General features: G+C 71.1%; 15 protein-coding genes, 2 tRNA genes and 2 pseudogenes. 5 read left to right on the plus strand and 14 right to left on the minus strand.

Going from position 1 to position 16,594, the window contains the following annotated elements; all coding sequences use genetic code 11:
- Positions 1-273, plus strand: a pseudogene (locus tag AB0F56_RS07250) (calcium-binding protein); the annotation flags it as partial.
- 141 nt (positions 274-414) lie between these two features.
- On the opposite strand, the gene AB0F56_RS07255 reads toward AB0F56_RS07250, so the two are convergent.
- Positions 415-645, minus strand: a complete 231-nt coding sequence (locus AB0F56_RS07255) for a hypothetical protein (protein WP_362005130.1) — start codon at positions 643-645, stop codon at positions 415-417.
- Between the two features lie 238 nt (positions 646-883).
- On the opposite strand from AB0F56_RS07255, the gene AB0F56_RS07260 reads away from it, so the two are divergent.
- Together AB0F56_RS07260 and AB0F56_RS07265 are read left to right on the plus strand one after the other, a co-directional pair.
- Positions 884-1,327: a MarR family winged helix-turn-helix transcriptional regulator gene (locus AB0F56_RS07260; RefSeq protein ID WP_362005133.1), complete on the plus strand. Its 444-nt coding sequence runs from the start codon at positions 884-886 to the stop codon at positions 1,325-1,327.
- A 74-nt stretch (positions 1,328-1,401) separates the two neighbouring features.
- Complete coding sequence (locus AB0F56_RS07265; RefSeq protein WP_362005136.1) at positions 1,402-3,003, plus strand: MDR family MFS transporter; 1,602 nt, start codon at positions 1,402-1,404, stop codon at positions 3,001-3,003.
- A gap of 94 nt (positions 3,004-3,097) precedes the next feature.
- Here the strand turns inward: AB0F56_RS07265 and AB0F56_RS07270 are convergent, their stop codons facing one another.
- The 11 genes from AB0F56_RS07270 to AB0F56_RS07320 all read right to left on the minus strand — a co-directional run bounded on the left by AB0F56_RS07270 (position 3,098) and on the right by AB0F56_RS07320 (position 15,151).
- Complete coding sequence (locus tag AB0F56_RS07270; RefSeq protein WP_362006088.1) at positions 3,098-3,883, minus strand: TetR/AcrR family transcriptional regulator C-terminal domain-containing protein; 786 nt, start codon at positions 3,881-3,883, stop codon at positions 3,098-3,100.
- A gap of 48 nt (positions 3,884-3,931) precedes the next feature.
- Entirely contained in the window at positions 3,932-5,506 is a 1,575-nt protein-coding gene (locus tag AB0F56_RS07275; protein WP_362005138.1) for an MFS transporter, read from the minus strand.
- Between the two features lie 76 nt (positions 5,507-5,582).
- Positions 5,583-7,748 (minus strand): glycosyltransferase family 39 protein, encoded by a 2,166-nt coding sequence (locus tag AB0F56_RS07280; RefSeq protein ID WP_362005141.1) that lies wholly within the window; start codon positions 7,746-7,748, stop codon positions 5,583-5,585.
- Positions 7,745-9,064 (minus strand): bifunctional glycosyltransferase family 2/GtrA family protein, encoded by a 1,320-nt coding sequence (locus tag AB0F56_RS07285; RefSeq protein ID WP_362005144.1) that lies wholly within the window; start codon positions 9,062-9,064, stop codon positions 7,745-7,747. The genes AB0F56_RS07280 and AB0F56_RS07285 overlap by 4 nt, the downstream gene beginning before the upstream one ends.
- A gap of 82 nt (positions 9,065-9,146) precedes the next feature.
- The gene (locus tag AB0F56_RS07290; protein ID WP_362005146.1) at positions 9,147-10,637 is read right to left on the minus strand and encodes a HAMP domain-containing sensor histidine kinase; all 1,491 of its coding nucleotides are present in this window, start codon (positions 10,635-10,637) and stop codon (positions 9,147-9,149) included.
- 29 nt (positions 10,638-10,666) lie between these two features.
- On the minus strand, positions 10,667-11,407 hold the full coding sequence (locus AB0F56_RS07295) for a response regulator transcription factor (protein ID WP_362005147.1): 741 nt from the start codon (positions 11,405-11,407) through the stop codon (positions 10,667-10,669).
- Between the two features lie 84 nt (positions 11,408-11,491).
- Complete coding sequence (locus AB0F56_RS07300; protein WP_362006091.1) at positions 11,492-12,322, minus strand: amidohydrolase family protein; 831 nt, start codon at positions 12,320-12,322, stop codon at positions 11,492-11,494.
- Positions 12,323-12,389: 67 nt separating this feature from the next.
- Positions 12,390-12,722, minus strand: coding sequence for an antibiotic biosynthesis monooxygenase (locus AB0F56_RS07305; RefSeq protein ID WP_362005150.1), 333 nt, complete (start codon positions 12,720-12,722; stop codon positions 12,390-12,392).
- A gap of 78 nt (positions 12,723-12,800) precedes the next feature.
- Positions 12,801-13,670: a DUF2797 domain-containing protein gene (locus AB0F56_RS07310; protein WP_362006093.1), complete on the minus strand. Its 870-nt coding sequence runs from the start codon at positions 13,668-13,670 to the stop codon at positions 12,801-12,803.
- Between the two features lie 262 nt (positions 13,671-13,932).
- Entirely contained in the window at positions 13,933-14,715 is a 783-nt protein-coding gene (locus AB0F56_RS07315; protein ID WP_362005153.1) for a Bro-N domain-containing protein, read from the minus strand.
- Positions 14,716-14,848: 133 nt separating this feature from the next.
- A complete protein-coding gene (locus AB0F56_RS07320) occupies positions 14,849-15,151 on the minus strand; it encodes a hypothetical protein (protein WP_362005156.1) in 303 nt (100 codons plus the stop codon).
- 67 nt (positions 15,152-15,218) lie between these two features.
- On the opposite strand from AB0F56_RS07320, the pseudogene AB0F56_RS07325 reads away from it, so the two are divergent.
- A pseudogene (locus AB0F56_RS07325) lies at positions 15,219-15,458 on the plus strand (hypothetical protein); the annotation flags it as partial.
- Here AB0F56_RS07325 and AB0F56_RS07330 read toward each other — a convergent pair.
- Positions 15,424-15,496: transfer RNA gene (locus tag AB0F56_RS07330), tRNA-Arg, on the minus strand. The pseudogene AB0F56_RS07325 and the gene AB0F56_RS07330 sit on opposite strands and share 35 nt — an antisense overlap.
- A gap of 240 nt (positions 15,497-15,736) precedes the next feature.
- Positions 15,737-15,827, minus strand: a tRNA-Ser gene (locus tag AB0F56_RS07335).
- A 213-nt stretch (positions 15,828-16,040) separates the two neighbouring features.
- On the opposite strand from AB0F56_RS07335, the gene AB0F56_RS07340 reads away from it, so the two are divergent.
- Entirely contained in the window at positions 16,041-16,472 is a 432-nt protein-coding gene (locus AB0F56_RS07340; protein WP_362005159.1) for an SSI family serine proteinase inhibitor, read from the plus strand.
- The last annotated feature ends 122 nt before the right edge of the window (positions 16,473-16,594 follow it).

Raw genomic sequence — 16,594 nt, forward strand, 5'->3', positions numbered from 1 at the left:
GACGTCATCTGCGCGCTCAGCGGCCACGACACCGTCAACGGCGGAGGCGGCAACGACACCGTCTACGCCGGACCCGGCAACGACCTGGTCAACGGTGGCAACGGAGCCGACCGCCTGATCGGCCAGAGCGGCAACGACCGCCTCAACGGCGACGCCGGCAACGACAACCTCGACACCCGCGACAGCGTCACCGGCAACGACGCCGCCTACGGCGGAACCGGCATCGACACCTGCACCACCGACACCGGCGACTTCCGCAACAGCTGCCCGTAGCGGGACGACACGGCCGACAGCGCCGATACGACTGACCCGGCCAACCCGGCCGATCCGGCCCGGAAGACCGTCACCGGAGCCCCCGAAGGGTTCCGGTGACGGTTCACGTCGGGCGCCAGGCCCAAGGCCGGAGTTCGGCTGTCAGGCCAGGGCCAGCCAGCCCACGGCCGCCAGGACCACGATCGCGGCGATCACGCCGACGATGAGGCCCACGCGGGGGCCGGAGGGCTGGGGCGCCGCGGCCTGACGGCCGCCGCCGCTCTGCGGGCCCTCGTCGACGAAGGCGCGGAACATCTGGGTGCTGCCGGCCGGGTCGTAGTTGCCCTCGGGGCCGGGGCCCTGGCCGTACGGTGCTTGGGGGTTGTGTGCCATGAGCCTGGACCCTAGCGAACCCCGGCTCCCGCCCCCAAGCCCCGGCCTCCACCCCGTCCCATCTGGCACCGGTCCGGCACTCGTCCGGCACGTCTCCCTCTCCTTCACCACACACAGCCCTTCACCACACACAGCCTCCCCGCCTTTGCCGATTCTTTAGCGCGGTTTGACCGATTTAGTTTGCCTGGAGCAACCATCCATCTCTATGGTTGCCCTAAGCAACAAGATGGGACAGGTCGTGGACAAGCCCAACCGGTACGAGAACCTCGCCCGCCAGGTGAGCGCCATCGGCGCGGTCAAGCGCGGCATGGCACGGTCCCTGCCCGTCGACTGCCCCGGTGGATCCGCCATCGTCCTCGCCCTCCTCAAGCACGACGGGGACATGCGGATGAGCCGGATCTCGGAGCGGATGGCGGTCGACATGTCCGTCAGCAGCCGGCACGTCTCCCACACCGTCGAACGCGGCTGGGTCGAACGGCTTCCCGACCCCGCCGACAGACGCTCCCGGATCCTGCACCTCACCGCCGAGGGCAGGGAGAAGCTCGACGAACTCGACCGCAGGCTGACCGCGATGCTCACCCGCAACCTCGCGGACTGGTCCGACGACGACGTCGAACTCCTCACCCACCTCCTCGCCCGTCTCCGCGACTCCTTCGGCGACTGCCGCGCCCACCACGCGTAGGCGCACCCCCAACGCACCCCCAACGCACCCCCAACGCACTCCACGAGCACGCCACGTAAGAGCAAAGGACGTCCATGGCCACGACCACACCCGCCCCGTCGAAACAGGCGGGCGGCCACCCCTCCGACGGTGCGGCACCCATGTCGCACCGTCAGATCATGGAGGCGCTCTCCGGGCTGCTGCTCGGCATGTTCGTCGCCATCCTGTCCTCCACGATCGTCTCGAACGCCCTGCCGGAGATCATCAAGGACCTCGGCGGCGGCCAGTCCGCGTACACCTGGGTCGTCACCGCCGCGCTTCTCTCGATGACCGCGACCACCCCCCTCTGGGGCAAGCTCGCGGACCTCGTCTCCAAGAAGCTGCTCGTCCAGATAGCCCTGATCATCTACGTCGCCGGCTCGGTCGTCGCCGGTCTCTCCCAGAACACCGGCATGCTCATCGCCTGCCGTGTCGTCCAGGGCGTCGGCGTCGGCGGTCTGACCGCGCTCTCCCAGATCATCCTGGCCGCGATGATCGCCCCGCGTGAGCGCGGCCGGTACAGCGGCTACCTCGGCGCCACCTTCGCCGTCGCCACCGTCGGCGGACCGCTGCTCGGCGGCGTCATCACCGACACCGACTGGCTCGGCTGGCGCTGGTGCTTCTACGTCGGCGTGCCCTTCGCGCTGATCGCGCTCCTCGTCCTCCAGAAGACGCTGAAGCTCCCGGTCGTGAAGCGCGAGGTCAAGGTCGACTGGGCGGGCGCGTTCATGATCAGCGCCGCCGTGTCGCTCCTCCTCATCTGGGTGACCTTCGCGGGCGACAAGTACGACTGGATGTCCTGGCAGACGGCCGCGATGGTCGGCGGTTCCCTTGTCCTCGGCGCGCTCTTCCTCCTCATCGAGTCCAAGGCCAGCGAGCCGATCATCCCGCTGCGCCTCTTCCGCAACCGGACCATCACCCTCGCCTCGCTCGCCTCGCTCTTCGTGGGTGTCGCGATGTTCGCGGGCACGGTCTTCTTCAGCCAGTACTTCCAGCTGGCCCGGAACGAGTCGCCGACGATGTCCGGCGTCCTGACCATCCCGATGATCGCCGGTCTGTTCGTCTCCTCGACCGTCTCCGGCATGGTCATCACCAAGACCGGCCGCTGGAAGGCCTGGCTGGTCAGCGGCGGCGCGCTGGCCGCCGGTGGTCTCGGGCTGCTCGGCACCATCCGCTACGACACCGCGTACTGGCACATCGCGCTCTTCATGGCGGTCCTCGGCCTCGGCCTCGGCATGATGATGCAGAACCTGGTGCTCTGCACGCAGAACCAGGTCGCCCCGGCCGACCTCGGCGTCGCTTCCTCCGTCGTCACCTTCTTCCGTTCCCTCGGCGGTGCGGTCGGTGTCTCGGCGCTCGGCGCGGTCATGGCCCACCGGGTCACCGACTACGTCAAGGACGGCATGGCCGAACTCGGCCCGAAGGCCGCCGCGGCGATGGGCCAGGGCGGCGGGGCGGGCTCCGGCTCGATCCCGGACATGGACGCGCTGCCGGCTCCGATCCGTACGGTCATGGAGAGCGCGTACGGACACGGTGTCGCGGATGTCTTCCTCTACTCGGCGCCGTTCGCGCTGCTCGCCTTCGTGGTGACGCTCTTCATCAAGGAGGTCGCGCTGAAGAGCAACAGCACGAGCAGCAGCACGGCCGCGGAAGGCTGACAAAGACTCCCGGCCGCGCTTCGAGCGGAGGCGCGGCCGGGTCGAGTACGGAGCGGCGGGCAGGGGACGGCCCGCCGCTCCGTCATGTCCGCTCTTACTGAGCCTCCCGAGCTTCCTGAGTCTCCCGCGCGACCATGACCTCGATCCCCGCGACCAGCACGTCGAGGGCGTAGTCGAAGTCGCGGTCCCAGATCTCGGTGACGCTGCCGTGCGAGGCCCGCTCGTCGAGGAGTTCCGTCATCGGTTCGAGCGCTTCGACGAAGTTCGGGTCGTCGCGGAAGGCCTTGATCGCCTCGCCGTAGAAGTCGTCCTGCGACATGCCGACCTCGGCCGCACGGCGCCCGAACTGGGACTCCATCGTCCCGTACCCGTACACGAACTGGAAGACGGACGACATGGCGCTCGGCTGCCGGCTCACCGGCAGGCCGGTGTCCCGGATCGCCTCCTGGATCTTGGCGCCGACGGCGATGGCGTGCGGGCCGATGTTCAGGTACTGGCCGGCGATCGGCGACATCCACGGATGGCGCACCAGCATCCGCCGGTAGTCCAGGGCGAGTACGCGGATCCGGTTCTGCCAGTCCCCGGCGGCGTCGACCGCGCCGAGGTCGATCTCCCCGTACACGGAGTCGACGGCGAACTCGATGATGTCGTCCTTGGTGTCCACGTACCAGTACAGGGACATGGCCGTGACGCCCAGTTCGGTCGCCAGCTTGCGCATGGAGAGGCCGGCCAGGCCCTCCTCGTCCAGCATCCGGATCGAGGTCGTCACGATCCGTTCGCGGTCGAGGCCGGCCGGGCCGCCTCCGCTGCGCGGAGTGCGCTGCTCCAGCCACACGCTGGAACGCGCCGGGTTCTTGGCCCGGTCGGCGGCCTTGACCATCGCGTTCCTCCGTGTGCTCACGTTCAGCGGTCCTTCACCGTCACCATGCTATTCAGCCGCCGCCGTCTTCTCCGACCGCTCCTCCGGCTTCTCCTGCGCCTTCTCCTCCGGCTTCCCCTGCGCCTTCTCCTCCGACCGCTCCGCCCGCTTGAGCAGCGCCGCAGCCAGCAGACCGCCGGCGAAGACGGAGATCGCGCCGACCAGCTGGCTGGTCTGGAGCCCGGAGGCGAACGCGTCCGAGATCGCCGCCCGCTCGGCGTCGCTCCCCGCCGCCGCGAGCGCTGCGGGCAGCGAGGTCGCGGTGACCGCGACGAGCGCCGCGAACCGGGCGTTGAGTACGGCGCCGAGGACGGCGACGCCCAGGCCGTTGCCGAACTCGGCGAGGGTGCCGTTGATTCCGGCGCCCACGCCCGCCTTCTCCGGCGGGATGGCGCTCATGATCGCGTTGGCCATGGCCGGGGAGGAGACCGCGATGCCCGCGCCCATCAGGACGAGGCCGAGCAGCATGCCCCAGTAACTCCCGTCCGTACCGCCGCCGAGCACGGCGATCGACAGCAGACCGCCGGAGACGAGCGTCATGCCGAGCAGGACGGCCGGAGGCGTACCGATCTTCATGACGAGGCGCGGGCCGAGGCCGGTCAGGTTGAGGCCGACGATCGTCAGGGCGAGCGGGGCCATCCGCAGACCGGCCTCCAGCGGCTCGTAGCCGAGGACGAACTGCAGGTGCTGGGTGAGGAGGAAGAGCGAGCCGCCCATGCCGAAGACGACGAGCAGCGAACCGCCGATGGCGCCGATGAACTTCTGGTTCCGGAAGAAGTGCATGTCGAGCATGGGGTACGGAATGCGCAGCTCCCACAGTGCGAAGGCGCCGAGGACGAGGACACCGACGGCGGCCGGGACCAGCACCTCCGCCGAGGTCCAGCCGTGCTCGGGGCCGGTGATGATCGCGTACACGACCGCCACCATGCCGATGGTGGAGAGCAGCGCGCCGAGCAGGTCGGGGCGGTCGCCCTGCGGGTTCTTCGACTCCGGTACGAGCTTGAGTACGGCGACGAGCCCTAGAGCCGCGACCGGGATGTTGATGAGGAAGATCATTCCCCACCAGTAGTGGTTGAGGATGACGCCGCCGATCAGCGGTCCGGCGGCGAAGCCGAGCGAGCTGACGGTGGACCAGAGGGCGATGGCCTTGACCCGCTCGGAGTCGTCGAAGATCTGCATGACGACGGCGAGCGTGGTGGTCATGAGCAGCGCCCCGCCGACGCCCATGCCGGCCCGGGCGGCGATCAGCTGGCCGGTGGACTCGGCGAGTCCGGCGGCGAGCGAGCCGAGGCCGAAGAGCGCGAGGCCAAGGGCGAGGAGCTTCTTGCGGCCGTAGCGGTCGGCGGCGTTGCCGGCGGTGAGCAGCAGGCCGGACTGGACGAGCGAGTAGGCGTTGATCATCCACTGGATGTCGCTGGTGGAGGCGTTGAGCTCCGAGGTCAGCGAGGGGATGGCGACGCTGAGGACGGTGTTGTCGAGCAGCACGGTGAGCTGGGCCAGGCAGATGACGCCGAGGATCAGCCAGCGCTGCGGGTGGCCGCCGGTGGCGGCGGGGGGTGAGGACTCGGTGGTCGTCGCCGTCATGGACAGCACTCCTTGTACGGTGTACGGGGCTTGGGCTCGTACACCGTACAAGGGACTCTCGTACGCTGTATAGCGATTACTTGGGGGCCGTCAGGTCGTAGAGCGTGGCGCCGTCGACGGTGACCTCCTGGAAGGTGGACGAGACCCAGCTAGAGATCTCCGAGCCGCCTCCGCCCATGCCACCGCCCATGCCGCCGCCTTCGCCTCCGCCGCCGCCTCCGCCGACGAAGTAGTGGATCTTGCCCTGGGCCACGTACTGCTTGAACTGGGCGAGGGTCGGGGACGGGTCGCTGCCGTTGAAGCCGCCGATGGCCATCACCGGCTTCTCGGTGGCGAGCTGGTAGCTGGCGGCGTTCTGCGCGCCGATCGCGGCCGCGACCCAGGTGTAGTCGTCGGCGTCCGCGAGGAGCGCGGCCTTGGCCTTCGCGCCGACGGAGGCTCCGTTGAGGAGACCGCCCATGCCGCCTCCGCCACCGCCACCACCGAATCCACCGCGCTCCATGGCGCCTCGAGGCGGGGTGCCGCCGGGCATCTGCCCCTGGCCCTGCCCCTGACCCTGACCACCGGGCATCTGCCCCTGCGGCGGGGTCCCGCCAGGCATCTGCCCCTGGCCACCGGGCCCCTGCCCCATCCGCATGCCGCCCTCGCCGCCGGCGCCGTCAGCACCACCCGGCACCCGACCACCGCCCATGCCACCACCCGGCCCGCCCATCCCCCGCCCGCCCGCAGGTCCGGCGGTCACGATCGAGCCCTGGTGGCCGGTGCTCAGCGTCTCCAGGGTGTACGCGAACGGCCCCGCGAGCCCCGCCGCCAGACCGAGGCCCGCGATCCCGAGCCCGATGCGCCGGTCGAGCCGGCCGGCAAGCAGCAGGCCGAGCGCGGCGAGCGAACCCGCGATCAGGACCGTCCAGCGCAGCCACGGCAGCCAGTCGGGCGTCCGGCCGAGCAGGACGTACGCCCAGACCGCCGTCGCCGCGACCGTCACCGCGAGGGCCGCCGAGGCGAGGAACCGGCCTCGTTCCTCCCACAGCACGCTCGCGCCCATACCGACGAGAGCGGCGACGTACGGGGCGAGGGCCACCGTGTAGTACTCGTGGAAGATGCCGGCCATGAAGCTGAACACGGCCAGCGTGATCAGCAGCGAACCGCCCCAGACCAGGAACGCGGACCGGGCCGTGTCCGTACGGGACGAGCGCCAGGTGATCACCAGACCGGCCACGAGCAGGATCAGCGCGGCGGGCAGCAGCCAGGAGATCTGGCCGCCGACGGCGTCGTTGAACATCCGCCCGATGCCGGTCTCACCCCAGCCACCGCCCCCGCGGCCACCACCGCCACCACCGCCACCACCCACGCTGCCGGTCTCGTTGCCGTTGATCCGGCCGAGCCCGTTGTAGCCGAAGGTGAGCTCCAGGAAGCTGTTGTTCTGCGAGCCACCGATGTACGGGCGGGAGCCCGTCGGCCAGAGCTCGACGAGCGCCACCCACCAGCCGGCCGACACGATCATCGCGAGCCCGCCGAGCGCCAGTTGGCCCATCCGGCGACCGAACCCGGCCGGTGCGCACACCGCGTACACGACCGCGAGCGGCGGCAGGATCAGGAACGCCTGGAGCGTCTTCGCGAGGAACGCGAGGCCGAACGCGACCCCCGCCCACACCAGCCACTTCGCCCCGCTCTTCGCGTCCTCGAGTGCGCGCAGTACGCAGTACACGGCAACGGTCATCAGCAGTGCCAGCAGCGCGTCCGGGTTGTTGAAGCGGAACATCAGCGCCGCGACCGGGGTGAGCGCGAGGACCGCGCCCGCGACCAGCCCGGCGCCCGCGCCGAACCGGCGCCGTACCGCCGCGTACAGGACGGCGACCGTCGCCACCCCCATCAGCACCTCCGGCAGCAGGATCTGCCAGGAGCCGAGCCCGAAGAGGCGCACGGACAGGGCCATCGGCCAGAGCGCGGCCGGCGGCTTGTCGACGGTGATGGCGTTGGCCGCGTCGAGCGAGCCGAAGAAGAAGGCCTTCCAGCTCTCGCTGCCGGCCTGGACGGCGGCGGAGTAGAAGGAGTTGGCGTAACCGGAGGCGCTCAGGTTCCAGACGTAGAGCGCGGTGGTGACGGCGAGGAGGGCCAGGAACGCGGGGCGCACCCAGGGTGCGTCCTCGGTCCGGCCGCGCCAGAGGCGGGCGGGGCGGCTGCGGGGCGGGGCGGCGTGCGCCCCCGCGCTGTGCGCGACCGAGGTCGTGGTCGTCGTCATCGGGTGTTCCTTGATGAGGAGGAGAGGGAGGCGTCCGGGAAGACCCAGAGCCGGAAGAGGAGGAAGCGCAGGACGGTCGCGGCGAGGTTGGCGACGATCAGGACGGCGAGTTCGGTGGAGTGCGCCGGGTCGCCGGTGGCCGCGCCGAGCGCGGCGAGCGAGCCGCTCGTCAGGGCGAGGCCGATGCCGAAGACGACGAGCCCCTGCGCCTGGTGGCGTACGGCCCGGTCCCGGCCCCGTACGCCGAAGGTGAGGCGGCGGTTGGCGGCCGTATTGGCGACGGCGGAGACCAACAGAGCAGCTGCATTGGCGAGTTGGGAGCCGACCCCGAGCCGGAAGGCCGAGTACAGGGCGAGGTAGAAGAGGGTGGACAGCGCGCCGACGGCGCAGAAGCCGACGAGCTGCCGGGCCAGTCCGCCCGGTACGCCCGTCAGTTGGCGGTCGCGCGGGTCGTCGCCGAAGGGGCGGGCGAGCCGGTCGAGCGGCAGGGAACCGGTCGCGAGCGCCCGGCCGACCCGCCAGACGCCCTTCAGGTCGTCCGTCGCGGTCTTCACGATGTGGACGGTGGAGTCGGGGTCGTCGACCCAGTCGACGGGCACCTCGTGGATGCGGAGCCCGGCGCGCTCGGCGAGGACCAGCATCTCGGTGTCGAAGAACCAGCCGGTGTCCTCGACCATCGGCAGCAGCCGCTCGGCGACCTCGCCCCTTATCGCCTTGAACCCGCACTGCGCGTCGGAGAACCGGGCGGCGAGCGAGCCGCGCAGGATCAGGTTGTAGGCGCGCGAGATGAACTCCCGCTTCGGCCCGCGCACGACCCGCGAGGAGCGGGCGAGCCGGGAGCCGATCGCGAGATCGGAGTGGCCGGAGATGAGCGGCGCGACGAGCGGGAGGAGCGCGTTGAGGTCGGTGGACAGGTCCACGTCCATGTACGCGAGGACGGGCGCGTCCGACTGCGACCAGACCGTACGCAGCGCCCGGCCGCGCCCCTTCTGCTCCAGCCGTACGGACCGCACCTCCGGCAGCTTCTCGGCGAGCGCCACAGCCACCTCGGGGGTCCGGTCGGTGGAGGCGTTGTCGGCGATCGTGACGCGAAAGCCGTACGGGAAGGTCCGGGTGAGGTGGTCGTGGAGCCGCAGGACGCACGGCTCCAGGTCCTTCTCCTCGTTGTAGACGGGGATGACCACGTCGAGAACGGGCCGCCCGCCGGTCGTGCCGCCGGCCGCTCCGACGGGGAAGTGCTCCCGGGCGGGGAGATGCTCCCGGGCGGGGAGGGCGCCCATACCGGAGTCGGGGCCCGCGATCGTTTGGGTTCGCATGACACAGACCCTCGCCAGGGCGGCTGTCACGGCTGTGTGCTCAGCCTGTGGGCAGGCTGTGAGTCGAGACCGGACGCCCGAACTACGTTGCCCGTGGCAGCCGTACGACGAAAACGGTCCGCCCCGGCCGGCTGCTGACCTCCACGTCACCGCCGTGCGCGACCACCACCGCACGCACGATGGCGAGGCCGAGCCCGGTGCTGCTCATGCCCTCGCTACGGCGGGTCCTGGCGGCGTCGCCGCGGGCGAACCGTTCGAAGACGGAGGGCAGCAGCTCGGCCGGGATGCCGGGCCCGTCGTCCTCGACCTCGACGAGCGCGGAGCCGCCCTCGGCGCGTACGCGGGCGGTGACGGTCGTGCCGGGTGGGGTGTGGGTACGGGAGTTGCCGAGGAGGTTGAGCAGCACCTGGTGGAGCCGGGCGCCGTCGCCCCGTACGGTCACGGCACCCCCCTCCCCACCGTCGGGCAGTTCGAGCCGCCACTTGTGGTCCTGGCCGGCCGCGCGGGCGTCGGAGAGGGCGTCCACGACCAGGGGCGCGAGATCAGTGCTCTCGTACGAGAGCGGGCGTCCGGCGTCGAGCCGGGCGAGGAGCAGCAGGTCCTCCACGAGCCCGGTCATCCGGGTCGCCTCGGACTCGATGCGCCCGAGCGCGTGCCGGGTGTCGGGCCCGCACTCCTCGCGGCCGCGCCGGGTCAGCTCCGCGTAGCCGCGGATCGAGGCCAGCGGGGTGCGCAGCTCGTGACTGGCGTCGGCGACGAACTGCCGTACCCGCGTCTCGCTCTGCTGGCGCGCGTGGAGCGCCGAGTGGACATGGTCGAGCATCCGGTTGATGGCGGCTCCCACCTGCCCGACCTCGGTCCGCGGATCGGCCTCGGGGACGCGGTGGTGGAGCGCGGGTTCGCCGCTGTGGAGGGTCAGTTCGGAGACCTGGGTGGCGGTCGCGGCGACCCTCCGGAGCGGACGCAGCGCGATCCCGACGGCGGCGCTCCCGGCGAGCGAGGCGGCGAGGAGACCGGCGCCCGTGACGCTCACCTCGACGAGGATGAGGGTGGAGAGCGAGCCCTGGAGCTCCTCGAGGGGCAGGCCGACGAGGACGTCGGCGTCGCGCCCGGAGACGTACGAGACGCGGTAGTCGCCGAGCCCCGGCAGCTCGACGGTGTGCGGCCGCCCGTCGCGGGACGCCCCGGCGAGCGCGGCGCGCTGCGCGTCGTCGAGCGGGTTGACGGTGGCCTTCGGCCCGTACCCGGCCTGCTCTATCTCGACGGAACGGTCGGCCGCGCCCAGCGTGCCGCCCTCTCCGACCACCGCGCCGACCGTGCCGAGCGGGGCGCCGGGACCGAGGACGAAGGCGAGCGGGTCGCGGTCGGGGGCCCCGGAGACGCGCATCGAGGGCGGCGGGCCCTGCGCGCGGTTCGCGACGTTCCGCAGCTGGTCGTCGGCCTGGTCGTACAGGTACGACCGGAAGGCTATCGTCGTGACCGTCCCGATGACGGCGGAGACGATCGCGATGAGGGTGACGGCGGAGACGACGAGCCGCGTACGGAGCGACCACGACCGGGGCGACCGGAACATCGGACGTACTTCTCCCACTCCCCGGCTTCCTACTCCCCCGGCTTGATCAGATAGCCCGCACCGCGCCGCGTGTGGATCATCGGGGCGCGCCCGGCGTCGAGCTTCCGGCGGAGGTAGGAGATGTACAGCTCGACGACGTTGGCCTGGCCGCCGAAGTCGTACGACCACACCCGGTCGAGGATCTGGGCCTTGCTGAGCACCCGGCGCGGATTGCGCATCAGGTAGCGGAGCAGCTCGAACTCGGTCGCGGTGAGGTGGATCGATTCGCCCCCGCGCGTGACCTCGTGGCTGTCCTCGTCCAGGGTCAGGTCCCCGACGACGAGCACCGACTCGCTGCGCGCCTGGGCGGTGCCGGACCGCCGGATCAGACCGCGCAGCCGCGCCACGACCTCCTCCAGGCTGAACGGCTTGGTGACGTAGTCGTCGCCGCCGGCCGTGAGCCCGGCGATCCGGTCCTCCACGGCGTCCTTGGCGGTCAGGAAGAGCACCGGCACCTCGGGCAGGTCGCGCCGGAGCCGGCCGAGGAGGGAGAGCCCGTCCATGTCGGGGAGCATGACGTCGAGGACCACGGCGTCGGGCCGGAACGCCCGGGCCACGCGCAGCGCCGAGGCCCCGTCGCCCGCGCTGTCGACCTGCCAGCCCTCGTAGCGCAGGGCCATCGAGAGCAGCTCGGCGAGCGAGGCCTCGTCGTCCACGACGAGGACGCGGACGGCGGAACCGTCGGGCCGGAGCATGTCGGTACGCCCCTGGGGCTTGGTCGCGGGTGTCATGGGACAACGGTGGAGGGGCGTACTGAGATCTCCCTTTCCGTTCCCTGTGAATTCCCTGAGAAGTAGCGCCTCAGGCCTCAGACCTCAGACGACGGAGAGGAGCGCGGCCCCATTCCCGTACAGAACACTCCGCAGCCAGTCGTCACCGAGCCCGAGGCGTTCGAGGGCGTGGAGCTGGTGGACGTACGGGTAGGGGATGTTGGGGAAGTCGGTGCCGAGGAGGATACGGTCCCGCAGCTCCCGCAGCCGGGGAAGCTCGGCGACGGGGAACGGCGCGAGGCGCTCGCTGAAGTCGGTGAAGGCCATGGTGGTGTCCAGGTGGACGCCGTCGTACCGCTCGGCGAGGTCGAGGAAGTCGGCGTACTCGGGCATCCCCATGTGCGCGACGATCACCCGCAGCCGGGGGTGCCGGGCGAGGAGCTGCCCCATGGGCCCGGGCCCGGTGAACTTGCCGGGGACGGGCCCGGAGCCGCAGTGGACGACGACGGGCACGCGCGCATCGGCAAGCGCTCCCCAACTACTGTCGAGCGAAGCCTCGTTGGGATCGAATCCCCCCACCTGAAGGTGCACCTTGAAGACAAGGGCGCCGGAGTCGAGCGCCCGCTCGACGTACGCGGTCGCGCCCGGTTCGGCGTAGAGGGTGGCGGTGTGGAGGCAGTCGGGCGTACGGGCGGCGAAGTCGGCGGCCCAGCTGTTGAGCCACTCGGCCATGCCGGCCTTGTGCGGATAGAGCATCGAGGTGAAGGCGAGTACCCCGAACTCCCGGAGGAGCGCCACCCGGCGCTCCTCCTCCTCGCGGTAGGTGATCGGCCACTCGACACCGGTCAGGGGACCGACGGCGTCGAAGTAGGCCCAGACCTTGTCGAGGACGTTCTGGGGCATGAAGTGGGTGTGGACGTCGACGAACCCGGGGATGCCGAGCCGCGAGGCGAACTCCCGCGGCGTCTCCCCCTCGCGTGGCGTCTCACCCTCCCGTGCCGACTCAGCGCTCAAAGCCGTAACTCCGCTCGACCTTGCCGATGTGAAGGCTGTAGCTCTCGTACCACTCCTCCCGCCCGCGCCGCTTCGCGGCCCGGTGCTCGGCGTTGTCCCGCCAGGCGTCGAGGGAGGCCAGGTCGCGGAAGTACGCGACGGAGATGGCGATGCCGCCGGGGGTACGGGCGGACTCGTACCCGAGGAAGCCGGGAAGGCTGCTGACGATCTCCTGCATACGGGCGCCGGTCTCGGCGTATCCCTCGGGAGCTTCGGGACGGATCGAGGTGAAGACAGCGGTGTAGTAGGGCGGTTCGAGGCCCGCCACCAGGTTCGGGGTCATGTGGATCACCCTCCGCCGGGCGGGGTGGGCGTGTCCATAAGGGCCGCCGGAAGGGATCCAAGTCTTTACTCCGGGCGGTCAGGGCGGGAAGAGCGTCTCCTGGAAGTCGAGGTCGACGCTCCTCACAGGCACGGTGACGGAGGCCGCGGTCTCGACGCCCGGATTCACCAGCGCCCACCCGCGCACGAGCCGGGTGTCGAGGGCGAGGCAGCGCCCGCCGCGATGGTCGCGCCCGTCGCCTTCGGCGAGGATGTGGAGGTCGGGCCCGGCGGCGGCGAGGAGGCGGCCGGCGACGACGCCGCCGTCGACGAGTTCGGTGACGGTGCCGGAGAGCGGCGGCAGCGCGGCGAGCCCGAAGGCCTCGCCGTGGTCGTACGCGCGGAACTCCAGCCGTTCCAGGGTCTCGGCCCATCCGGCGAGCGCGATGGCCCGCCCGTACAGCTCCTCGATCTCGCGGCGGCGCGCGTCGGGGCCGGGCAGGTCGTGCCGTACGGCGCGCTTTCGGTCGTACGGAATCCGGTCGGGCACCTTGAGGGCGTGCCGCAGCAGTTCCTCGGTCCGGCGGGCGGCCATGAGCGGCCCGCGCCCGAGCCAGCTGAAGGCGACGGCGCCCTGCTCCAGGAGGCGGGCGTCGCCGCGCTCCTCGGCGGTGATCCCGACCTTGGTCATGCCGGGCCCGAACCAGGCGAGGTACACGCGGTACGGCCGGGGGTCGTCGGCGATGGTGTCGGCGGCGACGGAGTGGGCCCGGTCGAGGCGGGCGCACTCGGGGCACTGGCCGCCGGTGGCGCGGGCGGGGACGGTCGCGGCGAGGGGGCAGGGGTTCGCGCGGGCGCCGGGGCAGAGCCGGGGCCCGACGGCACGGAAGGCGAGGACCTGCCCGTACGCGAGCGGGGACACGCGCCCGCCTTCCCAGCGCAGACCGGGCACACCACCGGCCCACCGCATCCCGGCACACCGCCACACCACGCGCAGCCTCCTCCGCCCTAGTCTCGTGAGCGTGCCCAGTCTCCCCGAGTCCGTCGTGTACGTCCGTTTCCAGTCCCCGACGAGAAGCGGGCGGGGCCACTTCCCGGGCGTCTTCGCCCTGACGAACGGGCTGGCGCGGGAGAGCAGGCTGTCGGCGAAGGATCGTGTACGCGGACGAGGCCCAGGTGGTGGCGGTCCCGGACAGGGTTGGCCGTCCCCCACGGCGGAACGTAAATCCTGCCTACGGCAGGAGATAGATCCGCGCCCCGTCGTCGGCGACGGCGCTCTCCCGGACGCAGCCGCGCTCGACGAGGAGCCCGACGCAGTCGCGTACGCGCTCGACGGCGAGCCCGGTGCGCCGGGCGATGTCCTCGAGGCGGTACCGGGCGCCGCCGCGCACGAGGGCGGGGGCGAGGCAGGCGGCGACGGCGTGCACGTCACCCGTGACCGCGCGGTGGTCGGCCTGCCAGGAGTCGAGGAGCTCCTGCGGCGAGACGGAGTGGCGTGAACGCTGAACGGGAACGTTGAGGAACCCGGCGTCCGTCTCGGCCCGTACGACGATGTCGACGAGCTGGGGAGGCATGACGTACCCCCAGTGGGCGGTCGAGGGTTCGAGGCCGTACGAACCGTCGCGCTGGATGCCGGCGACGACCTCGGAGACCCAGGCCTTGAAGGGCGCGCAAGCGGGCTTGGTGCCGGCGATGACGAGCTGGACGAGCCCCTGGAGGTCGAGCATCTTCATCGACTTGCGCAGCCCGCTCCCCGCGAGCACACGCGCGACCTCCTCCCCGCAGACCCCGCGCACGAGCTCGCCGAGCATCCGCTGCCGGGCGGCCGCCACATGGACGAGCACCGCCTGCCGGGTGTTGACGTACCCCAGCTGCCCCGCGGCGTCGGCGGCGGGAAACCAGTGCGTCCCGTCCGGCATCGTCAGCCGCCGCACCCGCGCACCGGTCGCGGCGAGCACGAAGTCGCCGATGTCGATCGCGTCCGCGTCCCCGTACCGCTGCTCGTCGTCGTCCATCGAGCACCACCTCCACCAGGGACGCTAGGCCGATGGCATATTCAACTGTCATGGAATGGGAGGACGTTCACCCGAAAGAAGACTTCCAGGGGGACTTCACTCAAAGCCACCTCGTCTCGCTCCGCCTTCGAGTTCAGGGGATGAGCCCTCCGTTCACGGCGCGGAGGTAGAGCCGTTGGTGCCACTCGTTGGCGTCCGGTCCAGGATCGGTGGCCAGCACGGGGTTCGGGCCGGTCTCGATGAGGTGCAGGAGGGACCACCCGATCCCGTAGCAGTCGTCCGGGCCGAAGCAGGCGACGAGCGCCTTGGCCTCCTCTCCCGTGACCGGCCTGGCGATCGCACGGAGCTGCTGGTCACGCCCTTCGAGTTCCTCCTCGGTCGCGTCCTCGTCGGGGAGCGGGCCGTCGGCGATGAACGTCTGCACTTCGGGTCTCATGGCCGAATCGTCCGCTGCCATTGCGAGTGCGGGCAAGACGTCTTGGCTGATCAGGCGGCTTCCACGCCTCCGGGCCATCCCGCTCCGGAGCACCCGGCACACGTGCAGCTCGCTCCTGGTGGCCCTCAAGGTCCACCCGAAGGTGGCACAGCGCACCCTGCGGCATTCGCAGATCGCCATGACGACGGTGGTCAAAGCGGTTGCGGTACTAGGTTGCGGTACGACCCCCAACGCAAGAGGCCCGGACTCTCGTCCGGGCCTCTCACCTGCTGTGCACTCGGCAGGATTCGAACCTGCAACCTTCTGATCCGTAGTCAGATGCTCTATCCGTTAAGCTACGAGTGCTTGTGCTTCTCGGCTTTTTTCTTGCCGGTCGGCGTTGCGTGGACAACATTACATGACCTGCGGCGTAGCGCGAAATCCATTAGCCAGACCCCCTCTGACCTGCGGAAACGTGATCCTGGGGCATCCGGGGCGGGCCCGGGCGGCGGCGCGTCGGCGGGTCGCGGCGGGGGGTTCGGGCGGGGAAGCGGGGGTGGAACGGCCGAAGCCCCGGCCGTGTGGGCCGGGGCTTCGGGGGTGGTGCGGAGGCGGAGGGATTTGAACCCTCGATGGGCTTTAAGGCCCAAACCGCATTAGCAGTGCGGCGCCATAGACCGGACTAGGCGACGCCTCCATCCGCACCGTCGCGCGGGCGCGAGTGGTGCGTGCAGATGATGACACAGGCGAGCCTGCTGTCACCAATCGCTTCTCACCGTACTAGTCCTCCGGGGCGGAGAGCAAAGCCCGTCGGCGCACCCCGCTTGCGCAACGAACGGCGGTACGGAGCGTTAGAGGGGCGGGGCCCGGCCCCCGGGACCCGGCCTACCCTCTGCCCCCTGGAGTTCCCATGCTGCGACGTCTCGTCCTCGCCTCCCTCGTCACCTCCGCCGCCGGCGTCGGTGCGCTCGGGCCCTTGCCCCTGCCGCTGCTCTCCTCGCCCGACGCGCTCACCGTGACCATCTCCAAGAGCGGGCATCGGAGTGCCGACGGGACCTTCAAGCTGGAGTGCACCGAGAAGGCCGGTGGGGATCACCCCGCCGCCAGCGCGGCCTGTTCGCGGCTCGCCGAGCACGCCAAGGCGGGGACCGACCCGTTCGCGCCCGTCGCGAAGGACCGGATCTGCTCCCTCCAGCACGGCGGGCCCGCCGTCGCACACATCACCGGCGAGTGGCGGGGACGTACCGTCGACGCCCGTTTCTCCCGCGCCAACGGCTGCGAGATCGACCGCTGGGACAACCTCACGCCCGTGCTGCCCCACCTGTCCCACGTGCGGGGATGAGGTGAGGATGCCGTTCGGATGTTGCCTCCGGCACGCGACCGCACCCCGCGACCGCCGAGCCTGCCTTTAGACTCCCCTCAGTGACAGGCTGCGGCCCGACGGGCAAGATGGGGCGGGTCGGC

Source organism: Streptomyces sp. NPDC026092, from assembly GCF_040638605.1.
In the GTDB taxonomy this organism is placed as follows: Bacteria; Actinomycetota; Actinomycetes; order Streptomycetales; family Streptomycetaceae; genus Streptomyces.